General features: G+C 75.4%; 9 protein-coding genes. 5 read left to right on the top strand and 4 right to left on the bottom strand.

Annotated elements, in window-relative coordinates:
- Positions 1-192: 192 nt before the first annotated feature.
- The gene (locus ACFTWP_RS15200; RefSeq protein WP_380264969.1) at positions 193-1299 is read right to left on the bottom strand and encodes a polyprenyl synthetase family protein; all 1107 of its coding nucleotides are present in this window, start codon (positions 1297-1299) and stop codon (positions 193-195) included.
- Between the two features lie 162 nt (positions 1300-1461).
- On the opposite strand from ACFTWP_RS15200, the gene metF reads away from it, so the two are divergent.
- Both metF and ACFTWP_RS15190 read left to right on the top strand, forming a co-directional pair.
- The gene (gene metF, locus ACFTWP_RS15195) at positions 1462-2376 is read left to right on the top strand and encodes a methylenetetrahydrofolate reductase [NAD(P)H] (RefSeq protein WP_380264968.1); all 915 of its coding nucleotides are present in this window, start codon (positions 1462-1464) and stop codon (positions 2374-2376) included.
- A gap of 150 nt (positions 2377-2526) precedes the next feature.
- Entirely contained in the window at positions 2527-3453 is a 927-nt protein-coding gene (locus ACFTWP_RS15190; RefSeq protein ID WP_380264967.1) for a hypothetical protein, read from the top strand.
- A gap of 15 nt (positions 3454-3468) precedes the next feature.
- On the opposite strand, the gene ACFTWP_RS15185 is transcribed toward ACFTWP_RS15190, so the two are convergent.
- The 3 genes from ACFTWP_RS15185 to ACFTWP_RS15175 form a co-directional block, all read right to left on the bottom strand.
- Positions 3469-4815: a glycosyltransferase 87 family protein gene (locus ACFTWP_RS15185; protein WP_380264966.1), complete on the bottom strand. Its 1347-nt coding sequence runs from the start codon at positions 4813-4815 to the stop codon at positions 3469-3471.
- 178 nt (positions 4816-4993) lie between these two features.
- Positions 4994-6496 carry a phytoene desaturase family protein gene (locus tag ACFTWP_RS15180; RefSeq protein WP_380264965.1) on the bottom strand — a complete coding sequence of 501 codons (1503 nt, stop codon included), beginning with the start codon at positions 6494-6496 and terminating at the stop codon, positions 4994-4996.
- A 26-nt stretch (positions 6497-6522) separates the two neighbouring features.
- On the bottom strand, positions 6523-7176 hold the full coding sequence (locus ACFTWP_RS15175; protein WP_380264964.1) for a DUF4126 domain-containing protein: 654 nt from the start codon (positions 7174-7176) through the stop codon (positions 6523-6525).
- Between the two features lie 907 nt (positions 7177-8083).
- Between ACFTWP_RS15175 and ACFTWP_RS15170 the strand changes: the two genes are divergently transcribed.
- The 3 genes from ACFTWP_RS15170 to ACFTWP_RS15160 all read left to right on the top strand — a co-directional run bounded on the left by ACFTWP_RS15170 (position 8084) and on the right by ACFTWP_RS15160 (position 10413).
- Entirely contained in the window at positions 8084-8698 is a 615-nt protein-coding gene (locus tag ACFTWP_RS15170; RefSeq protein ID WP_380264981.1) for an SAV_6107 family HEPN domain-containing protein, read from the top strand.
- A gap of 158 nt (positions 8699-8856) precedes the next feature.
- Positions 8857-9609: a methyltransferase domain-containing protein gene (locus ACFTWP_RS15165; protein WP_380264963.1), complete on the top strand. Its 753-nt coding sequence runs from the start codon at positions 8857-8859 to the stop codon at positions 9607-9609.
- Positions 9610-10029: 420 nt separating this feature from the next.
- Positions 10030-10413, top strand: a complete 384-nt coding sequence (locus ACFTWP_RS15160) for a DUF3040 domain-containing protein (protein WP_380264962.1) — start codon at positions 10030-10032, stop codon at positions 10411-10413.
- Positions 10414-10519 lie beyond the last annotated feature (106 nt).

Here is a 10519-nt window from a genome sequence, read left to right as displayed (position 1 = left end):
ATCCAAGTACGTCCAGTACGAGGACGATCCGGGCGCACGCCCAGACGGGCGCCCGACCCCGCGCGCCGATCCGCCAAGATCCGCCGGACAGGCCCCAGGACAGGTCACCAGCGGCGCGAAGCCGTCGGGAGGGCTCGACCGAGCCCGCCCGGCGGCTTCCGTGCTGTCGGGAGGGCTCGTCGGCGCCCGGGCTCAGTACCGCCGGACGGTCGCGGCCTCGGCCAGCGCCAGCAGGACGGTCCGGGCCGCCGGGTCCGCCAGCGGGGCCGCCTCCAGGGCCGCCAGCGACTGCCGCAGCAGCTCCTCGATCCGTGCCTCCACCCGCTCCGGCGCACCGCTGCGCTCCACCAGCTCCCGCAGCACCGTCACCTCCTCGGCCGCCAGGTCGGGCGCGCCGAGCCGCTCGTCCAGGTGCCGGGCGTCGGCCGCCGGCAGCCCGCGCATGGCGTGCGCGACCAGCAGGGTCCGCTTGCCCTCGCGCAGGTCGTCGCCGGCCGGCTTGCCGGTGACGGCCGGGTCGCCGAACACCCCCAGCAGGTCGTCCCGCAGCTGGAAGGCCTCGCCGAGCGGCAGGCCGAAGTCCGAGTACGCCGCGACCAGCTCCGGCGACGCCCCGGCGAGCAGCGCCCCGACCTGCAGCGGGCGCTCGATGGTGTACTTCGCGGACTTGTAGTGCAGCACGGTCTGCGCGCGCTCCAGCGCGCCCTCGTCGGTGGAGTCGCCGGCGACCGGCTCCAGCACGTCCAGGTACTGGCCGACCATCACCTCGGTGCGCATCAGGTCGAAGGCCGGCTTGGCCCGCAGCACCGCCTCGGCCGACAGCCCCGAGCGCAGGAAGAGCTCGTCGCACCAGATCAGCAGCAGGTCGCCGAGCAGGACGGCGGCGGAGGCCCCGAACTGCTCGCGGTCGCCGCGCCAGCCGCTGTCCCGGTGCAGCGCCTCGAAGCGCCGGTGCACCGAGGGCACCCCGCGCCGGGTGTCGCTGCGGTCCATCAGGTCGTCGTGCACCAGGGCGCTGGCCTGGAGCAGCTCCAGGGCCGCCGCCGCGTGCTCGATGCCGGCGCTCGCCGCGTCCCCGCCGGCGCCGCGCCAGCCCCAGTAGCAGAAGGCCGGCCGCAGCCGCTTGCCGCCGTCCAGCAGGAAGTCCCGCAGGGCGTCGACGGCCGGGCCGAGCTGCGGCGAGATCTTGCCGAGCAGGACCGCCTGGCCGTCCATGAACTCGCCGAGGGCGCCGTTGACGCGCATCCGCACGCCCTCCACGTCGATCGGGTTGGCCGGCCGGCTGCTGGACGAGGTCACGATGAGGCTCCGGGAGTCGCTGGGGGTACCGGTCAGCCTAACCGGGCGGTCGGGAACGGACGTACGACGACCCGTACCGGGGGCGCGTCGGGCGTCCAGGGGGTGTCTCAGTCGGTGGACCTGAGTTGTCCCGCCGCTCCGACCGGCGGCTAACCTGCCAGCATGGCACTCGGCATCGCTTCCACCAGAACCGACCGCGCACTGACCGTTCGCGAACTGCTGGCGGCGGGCAAGCGGTCCTACTCCTTCGAGTTCATGCCGCCGCGCACGGAGGCCGCCGAGAAGCGGCTCTGGGACGCGATCCGCCGGGTCGAGGCCCTCGACCCCAACTTCGTCTGCATGACGTACGGCGCGGGCGGCTCCTCGCGCGGCCGGACCGTCAACCTGGTCGGCCGGATCGCCACCGAGACCACGCTGACGCCGGTCGCCCACCTGACCGCCGTCGACCACTCGATCGCCGAGCTGCGCAACATCATCGGCCAGTACGCGGACCAGGGCGTGCGCAACGTCCTCGCGGTGCGCGGCGACCCGCCCGGCGACCCGATGGGCGAGTGGGTGCGCCACCCGGAGGGCGTCACCTACGCGGCCGAGCTGGTCGAGCTGATCAAGGGCATCGGGGACTTCTGCGTCGGCGTCGCGGCCTTCCCGCAGATGCACCCGCGCTCCGAGAACTGGGACGAGGACATCCGTCACTTCGTCGCCAAGTGCCGGGCCGGCGCGGACTACGCGATCACCCAGATGTTCTTCGAGGTGGACGACTACCTGCGGCTGCGCGACCGGGTCGCGGCGGCCGGCTGCGAGGTGCCGATCATCCCGGAGATCATGCCGGTCACCAACATCAAGCAGCTGGAGCGGTTCCCGCAGCTCAGCGGATCGGACTTCCCCGAGGCCCTGGTGCGCCGGTTCCGCGCCGTCGAGGACGACCCCGGGGCCGTCCGGGCGGTGGGCATCGACCACGCCACCGCGATGTCCGAGCGACTGCTGGCGGAGGGCGCCCCCGGGCTGCACTTCATCACCCTCAACCACTCCACCTCCACGCTGGAGATCTACCAGAACCTCGGCCTGCACCAGCGCTGATCCGGGCCCGCGCGGGCACCGCCGCCGGGCCCGCACGGGCGTGCGGTCCGGGCCCGCGCGGCCCGCACGATGCGGGTCGGGGCGCGATGACCCGGTACAGTCTCGGCACACGCGCGGGGCGCGCGGCACGCGACTGGAGGTAGCGGGCGGATGGGCATCGGATACCTGCTGCTGTACGCCGCGTTGGCGGTGGTGGCGCTCTGGCTGGTGGCCGAGCTGCTGCTGCAGAACCGCGCTCCGCTGCACTGGCGCGCGGTGGCGCTCGGCGGCTTCCTCGGCGTGGTCGCCGGGATGGCCCTGCGCTCGGTCGTGGTGATCGGCGCCGGCGCGGTGCTCTTCGCGCTCGGCCAGGTCTTCGTGACCCTCTCCGTCAAGCGGGGCTTTCGCGGCGGCTGGTCGCTGCGCCGGTCCGACGGCGAGCTGCCCGGGCCGCTGGCCAAGGTGCCGCTGCTGAGCGCGGCCACCGGCGGCGAGGACGTGGCCGAGGCGGTGGTCGTGCAGCAGGTCGGCGAGATCGGCGCGATCGAGGCCGACATCGCCGACTTCGAGACCGCCGCGTACGAGGCCGTGCCCTTCGAGGGCGGCGGGTTCGGGGCTCCGGCGCCGCAGCCGGCCGACCCGCGGGCGGGCGCCTTCGAGCAGCCCGAGCCGGCCGCCGACGGGGTCTACGCCGAGGCCGCCTACTACGGGCAGCAGCCCGGCCAGTCCGAGCAGTGGCAGCAGCAGGGCGCCGGCTACCAGCAGCAGGCCGCCGGCTACGAGCAGCAGGGCACGGGCTACGACCAGCAGGGCTACCAGCAGCAGTGGCAGCAGCAGCCCGCCTACGGGTACGACCAGGGCTACGCCGGCTACCAGCAGCAGGACGCGTACGCGGGCCAGGCCGACCAGCAGCAGTGGCAGCAGCAGAACCCCGGGTACGACCAGCAGGGCTACCAGCAGCAGCCGCAGCCCGGCTGGGACGGCGGTCAGCAGCAGGGCGGCCAGCAGCAGCAGTGGGAGCAGCAGCCCGGGCAGCCCCAGCCGGGGTACGACTACCAGCAGCAGCACCAGCAGGGCGGCTGGCAGCAGCAGGGCTGAACCGGGCCCGGGGCCCTACGTCCCCTCGTGGGCCAGCACCCGGCCCTCCGGGGCGGGCCCGGTCGGTCCGGCCGGTACCGCGGCCGCCGGACCGTCCGCCGGGGCCTCCGCGCCCCGGGCACCGTCCCCGCCCCGCGTACCGTCCCCGCCCGGCGTCCGCCGGAACTCCAGGGCGGTGGCCCGGACGGCGGCGACCATCGCCAGGGCCATCAGGGCGCCGAAGAGCTCGACCTTGGTGTACTGCGCCGCGTCGTGCGCCAGGTACTGCAGGTAGGTGCCCGCGGAGGCCAGCTGGACCAGCACCGGCAGGTACCAGAGCCGGCCCGGCAGGTAGAACGCCGCCACCACGCTCAGCACGTCCGCGAGGAAGAAGTACCGCTCGTGCATGGAGGGCAGCAGGAACGGCACCAGGATCACCGAGGTCGTCGCGAGCAGCACGATCTGCGTGTCGGTCAGCTCCCGCGCCCAGCCGCCCGGCCGTAGCGGCCCCCGCCCGGCCCGGCGCAGCACCACCCAGGCCACCAGGGCCAGCACCACCGCGCCGGTGACCAGGATGCCCGCCCGGCGGACGCCGTCGGCGTGGTCGCCCGGCTGGAAGAGCAGGTAGACGGTCGGCGCGTTCATCGAGAGGGTCTGGTAGGTGCCGGTCTGCCGCGAGTAGACGGACAGCAGCTGACCCGGGTCCGCGCCGAGCAGCAGGGCGGGCACGTCCAGCAGCAGGTACACCGCGGGGACGGCCAGCAGCGCCCGCCACGGCACCCGCCGGGTCAGCAGCAGGACGAGCAGGAACGGGAACACGAAGACGGTCTGCAGCTTGAACGCCAGCGCCACGCCGAGGAAGGCGCAGGCCCACCACGGCCGGTGGCGCAGTACGAGGTAGACGCCGCCGAGCGCGAACGAGGAGTAGACCGAGTCGGCCTGCCCCCACCAGCCGCTGTTGGCCACCACCGTGGGCAGGAAGAGCACCACCGCCCCCGCGAGCGGCGGGCGCCACGAGCCCCCGGGGTGGCGCAGGGCCACGATCCGGTACGCGAAGAAGGCCGTCAGCAGGTCGAACAGGGTGGAGACGGTCTTGATGCCGGCGAGGTCCTGCACCGGCAGGTGGCTGAGCGCGGCCAGCACGTAGAGGTACGGGACGTTGTAGTCGGAGAACCCGATGTCGCTCAGCGCCCGGAACCCGCCGTGGTCGGCGATGTGGGTGTACCAGGGGTGCAGGAAGTACCGGTAGTCGTCCGACTCCCAGGCGAACATCAGCTTGCGCACCGCCATCGCGGCCGTCACCACGGCGACGGCCGCGACGGTCTGACCGGTCGTCCGGCCGCGCGGGCCCGGCCGCTGCTCGGCAGCGGGAATGCTCGACATGACGGACCTCCGGTAACGGCGTGCACGGCCGGGCGACGCCTGGATGCTAGCCCGTGCGGAACTGACTGTCATTCACCCTGCGCCGGCCTGCGGCCACGCCCCGGCGGACGGTCGCTCCGCCCACGGACGGACCGCCGGCCGCCGCGGCCCGGGCGGGGCCGGTGGACGGCCTCAGGGGTCAGGCCGGGCCGATCAGACCGGCCGTGATGCAGGCGGACATCCCCACCCGGGCCAGGCCGCCGCCGGGGTGGGCGGCGCCCCCGATCACGAACAGGCCCGGCTGCGGCCGCCGGTTGGGCGACTGGAGCAGGCCACCGCCGGCACCGGCCAGGGCGGGCCGCGGGACGGAGCCGGACCACGCGCCGGTCTCGGCCTCGGTGTCGAGCGGCGTGCGGACCACCCGCCACATCAGCCGTTCGCGCAGGCCGAGGCCGGCCGCGTCGGCGTGGTCCAGCACCTGGTCGGCGAAGCGGTCGGCCACACCCGGCGCCGCCCAGTCGAGGCCCCGGCAGGGCACGGTGACGGTGAGGACGGCGCTCTCGTACCCGTCCGGCCGCAGTGCGGGGTCGTCGGGCCGCAGGACCTGGACGGTCGGACGCCCCGTCGGCGGCGCGTCGCGGTCGAACACCCAGGACTGCTCGGCCGCCGGGTCGGCCGCGTGCACCACGGTGCGGTGCGCCGTCCCGGCCGGCCGGGGGCCGCGCAGTGCGAGCAGCACGCTGACCCGGCCGGGAGCGTCCGGCCGACCGTCGGAGGGTGCGGGGCCACCGTCACCCCGCGGGCCGGCCGCGCCGATCCGCTCGGGGTCGAAGAGCCGGGTGTCCGTCGAGGAGACCACGATGTCGCCCGCCACCCGCTCGCCGCCGGTCAGCACCACGCCGCTCGCCCGCCCGGCGTCCAGGGCGACCCGGGCGACCCGGGCGTCGAACCTGACCTCCACCCCGCGGTCCAGGCACCGCCGGTACACCGCGTCGGCCAGCGCCCGCAGGCCGCCCCGGACGTACCAGACGCCGAAGGACTGCTCCATGTACGGCAGCACGGTGGCGCCGGCGGGGGCGGTGCGGGGGTCGAAGCCGAAGCGCAGGGCGTGCTCGTGGAGCAGCGCGGTCAGGCCCGGGTGGCCGCCGAGCTCTTGCCGGGCGACGTCGGCCAGCGTCCACGGCGTGCGCCGCAGGCGGGCCAGGCCCCTGCGCGGCGGGGCCGGGTAGGGGTCGGTGCCCAGGCGCGCCGGGTCCTCGGGGAGCGGCTCCTCCAGCAGCGGACGGCGGGTGGCCTCCCAGACGGTCCGGCCGCGGTTCACCACCTCGCTCCAGCGCTCGCCGGAGCCGGCGCCGAAGGCGGCGTCCAGGGCCTGGGCCACGCCGCCCCGGGAGGCGTTGGGGAGCAGCAGGGAGGTGCCGTCGGGCAGCAGGTGCCGGCTCTCCGGATCCACCGGGGCGAGCTCGACCAGCTCCTCCAGCGGCTCCCGGCCGGTCTTCAGGGCCAGGTCGCGGTAGACGGCGGGCAGGGTGAGCAGGCCGGGGCCGGTGTCGAAGGCGAAGCCGTCCCGCTCGTGGCGGCCGAGCATGCCGCCGTACGTGCCGGAGGCCTCGCAGACCGTCACCCGGTGCCCGAGGGTGGCCAGCCGGGAGGCTGCCGCGAGCCCGCTCATTCCTGCGCCGATGACGACGATCCGTGCCATGGCCCCGATCCTAGGACCGACCGGCTCTACCGTGCCCCCGTGGGGCCGCCGTAGCGGCTCCCGGCGGGCCCCGCGGTCGCGGCCGTACGGCCGGCGGCGCGGGCGGCCCTGCGGTCGCGGCGCCGGGCCAGGAAGCGCCGGATCCGGGACACGGCGAACCAGACCAGGACGAGGCCGATCACCAGCAGCACCGAGGCGATCGAGGCGGCCAGCCAGGGATGGAAGACCGCCAGGGTCACCAGCCCGGCCACCGAGAGGTCCTCGGCGAGACTGATGCCGATGTTGCTGGCGGGTTCGGGCGAGGTGTTGACGGCCATCCGCAGCGAGGCCTTGACGGCGTGGCTGAGCAGCGCCGTGGTGCCGCCCATCGCCCCGGCCGCGACGGTGCCGAGCGAGCCGGGGTCGTGGCTGGCGAGCAGCGCCGCCACGGTGGCGCCGGCCACCGGACGGATCGCGGTGTGCACGGCGTCCCAGGCGCTGTCCAGGTACGGGATCTTGTCCGCCACGGCCTCCAGGAGGAAGAGCACGGTGGCGGCGATCAGCACGTCGGGGCGCTCCAGCACCGGCGGCACGCTGTCGGCCACGCCGAAGCGTCCCAGCAGGCCGAGCAGCAGGACCACCGCGTACGCGTTGATCCCGCTGGCCCAGCCGCTGGTGAAGATCAACGGAATGATCGACATGCCTCTCCTGCTCTCTGCCGTCGCCGCGGGGGCGCCGCCTCTGGTGGTGCCGTTCGGTGTCCATGGTGCGGGTAGGGCCGGTGGTGCGTTCAAGGCCGGTGGTGCGGGTAGGGCCGGTGGTGCCCGGCCCGCGGCACGTCCGGCGCTCTCAGGACGCCCACCGCCGCCCGGCGGTTCCCGCTCCGCCCGGTCGGCGCGAATCTGAGTACGGGTACTCAGGCCGACGGTTGAGTAGGGCAACGGATAGTGCTCCGACCTGCAAGGACGAGAGAGTTGGGGCACCGGGAGGACGGGCCGCGAGGCACGGGGGCCCCGGGAGCGGACCGGATCTGGTCCGCCGGTCACGGGGGTGCCGGCGGACGGGTACGTGCCGTGCACACGAGCCGGTTCGAGACCGCGCACCGCCGACACGGGGCGGCGGAGCGCGGTCACGGGGGACACCGGCGGTGGGGGAACCGGAGCGCGCTGGCGCTCCGGGGGACGTGCGGGGCGACACCGCGCGGCCGGCTCGGACGGGGGACACGTCGGGCCGGCCGCCGGGGTGTCGCTCGCACGCGTTTCGGCCCGCGCGCCGCTCGCGGCGGCTCCGCGCCGCCCGCCCGCGGTGCGCCGGCCGGTGGTCCCGGGGTGGTCCGCGTACGGCCGGCCCCGTACCGAATGTCAGTGGCGACCTTCACGATGGAAGCGCACGGGTCGACCGGCCCGAGCGAGTCGCCTCGGACCGGGGGAGACCATGACCATCAGCCACCCTGAGCCCGTCACCGCCAGCCACCGCCACCCCGACGACGACCAAGCGCAACCCGGCCGGCCGCCGGCCGGCCAGCACCGGCCTCCGGCAGCGCCGCCCCAGGGCCAGCAACCCCAGGGCCCGCACTCCCAGGGCCAGCATCCCCAGGCACACCGGCCCGTGCCGCACCAGCCGGTGGAGCGCCGCCCCGCCGCACGCCCGCCCGCGCCGCACCAGCCCGTGATCCCCTTCCCGCCGGCCGGCCCACCCGCGCCGGCCTTACCCGCGCCCGCACCCGCGCCCGACTCCGCGGCGCCCGCCCCGCCAGCATCCGGCCGCACGGCGGACGTGCACCCGGTGCTGCGCCGGACCGCCGCCCCGCCCGGCGCGCTCGACCTGCTCCGGCAGGCCCAGCGCACCCTCGTCCAGGCCGGCCGGACGGAGGACCCGCTCCAGCGGTACGCCACCGCCCACCTCGCCGCGCTGCGCACGGTGGCCGCCGTGCTCGCGGTCCGCGGCCGGCCCGAGAAGAACCCGCGGCGCCGCAAGGCCATCCGCAGCGCCTGGGAGGTGCTGCCGGAGATCGCGCCCGAGCTGGCCGAGTGGGCGGTGTACTTCGCGGCGGGCGCGCGGCGCCGGGCGGCCGCCGAGGCCGGCATCAAGAGCGCGGCCAGCGCCCGGGACGCGGACGACCTGATCCGCAACACCGCGCTGTTCCTGCGGATCGTCCAGCGGCTGCTGGGCCTGCACCCCACGCCTCCGGCGCCCCGGCTGCCCCTGGACGGTGCGGCCTGAGAGCGGGGGCGGGCCGCTGATCGCGGGCGGGGCGGCGCGGAGCCCGCAGGGCCGGACCGGCCCCGGACCGACCGGCCCCGGTGGGGCGCCGCCCACCGTGTGCCGGTCGGTCTAAGGTGGAGCCGTCCGACGTACCTGCCCGTCAAGGAGTCCTCACCTTGTACCCGACGCGTCCCCGCAGTGCCCTGCGTACCGCCGTGGTGTGGGAGGTGGTGCGGGCGGCCCTGGAGAAGCGGGCCGCCGAGCTCGACCAGCCGGTCCTCGACGTCGTCGACACGGGCGGCGGGACGGGCAACTTCGCCGTGCCCGTGGCCCGGCTCGGCCACCGCGTGACGGTGGTGGACCCGAGCCCGGACGCGCTGTTCGCGCTGGAGCGGCGGGCCGCCGAGGCCGGCGTCACCGAGCTGGTGCGCGCCGTCCAGGGGGACACCCAGACGCTGCCCGAGCTGATCGCTCCCGGCAGCGTGGACGCGGTGCTCTGCCACGGCGTGCTGGAGGTCGTCGACGACCCGGCCGAGGCGCTCGGCAGCCTGGCCGGGACGCTGCGCCCCGGCGGGCTGGTCAGCCTGCTGGCCGCCAACCGCAACGGGGCGGTGCTCGCCCGGGCCCTGGCCGGCCACTTCGACGAGGCCCGCGCGGTGCTCGGCGCCGCCGAGGGCCGCTGGGGCGCGGGGGACCCGATGCCCCGCCGGTTCACCGGCGAGGAGCTGGGCCTGCTGGCCGGCGCGGCGGGCCTGCGGGTGGACTCGGTGCACGGCGTCCGGGTCTTCGCCGATCTGGTGCCCGGGGTCCTGGTGGACACCGAGCCGGGGGCGATGGAGGCCCTGCTGAAGTTGGAGCAGGCGGCGGCCGAGCAACCGGCGTTCCACGCCGTGGCCACCCAGCTTCACCTCCTGGCCACACGCTCCTGACCTTTCCTTCGTATGCGGTACACCTCTCGTTCGGTTACGTATCCGCCCATGTCCGGGGTGATTCCGGCGACTCGGGCACTTGTACGCCCCCTCCTCCGTTGGGAAGCGTGCGGATCCAAGCGTTCCGACGTGGCCCGACCCCGCGTGGTCGACCACGCCGGAAAGCGCCGGTGGACCGTATGATCTGGGTAAAGCCGGAAAGCATGACAGCCGGACGCATGGGGCATATGGACGACACAAGGCCGGGCCGGTGGACCCTTCGGGGCACCCACCGCGACCGTCCTGACCGGGCGGTGGCGGTATGCGCCGGAGTCGGGTTCCACGCAAGCGTCTGACTGGTGTCTTGAAAGCTGAATGGACTGGCCGCCCCGCCTGGGGCGGCGGACCGGTCGCCCCGCGACCGACGAGTAGGAGGACTCCGTGCCGCTCTCGGAGCACGAGCAGCGTCTGCTCGAGCAGATGGAGCGAGCGCTGTACGCCGAAGATCCCAAATTCGCGTCAGCGCTTGAGGGAACCGGGCTGCGCGCCTACACCCGTCGGCGGGTCTACCAGGCCGCGGCGGGGTTCGTGGTGGGCATCGCCCTGCTGATGGGGGGCATGGTCGCCCAACTGATCTGGGTGAGCGTCGTCGGGTTCCTGGTGATGCTGGGTTGCGCGGTCCTCGCCGTCACAGGCTGGAGGCGCGGCCCGGCCGGGCACGGGGCGGGGCCGAAGCCGGCCACGACTCCGCGCCGCAAGGCCGGGGTGATGAACCGGATGGAGCAGCGCTGGCAGCGCCGCAGGGATGAGCAGAGCGGCCTCTGAGGCAACGGCCTCCGCAGGCGGTCGCGGGCCCCGTGCGAACGCGGGCCCGGAGCGGGGACCGGCCCTGAAGCGGAGACGGACGAGGGCGGGCAGTCGATCGACTGCC

Origin of the sequence: Kitasatospora sp. NPDC057015, from assembly GCF_042673745.1 — a bacterium.
GTDB lineage: Bacteria > Actinomycetota > Actinomycetes > Streptomycetales > Streptomycetaceae > Kitasatospora.
Note: the sequence above shows the minus strand (reverse complement) of the source record. Positions and strands in the feature narration are given on the sequence as shown.

Excerpts from the sequence above, each read along its gene's own strand:
- ACFTWP_RS15185 (WP_380264966.1), bottom strand. The coding sequence starts at position 4,815 with ATGTCGAGCATTCCCGCTGCCGAGCAGCGGCCGGGCCCGCGCGGCCGG.
- metF (WP_380264968.1), top strand. The coding sequence starts at position 1,462 with ATGGCACTCGGCATCGCTTCCACCAGAACCGACCGCGCACTGACCGTT.
- ACFTWP_RS15180 (WP_380264965.1), bottom strand. The coding sequence starts at position 6,496 with ATGGCACGGATCGTCGTCATCGGCGCAGGAATGAGCGGGCTCGCGGCA.
- ACFTWP_RS15175 (WP_380264964.1), bottom strand. The coding sequence starts at position 7,176 with ATGTCGATCATTCCGTTGATCTTCACCAGCGGCTGGGCCAGCGGGATC.
- ACFTWP_RS15190 (WP_380264967.1), top strand. The coding sequence starts at position 2,527 with ATGGGCATCGGATACCTGCTGCTGTACGCCGCGTTGGCGGTGGTGGCG.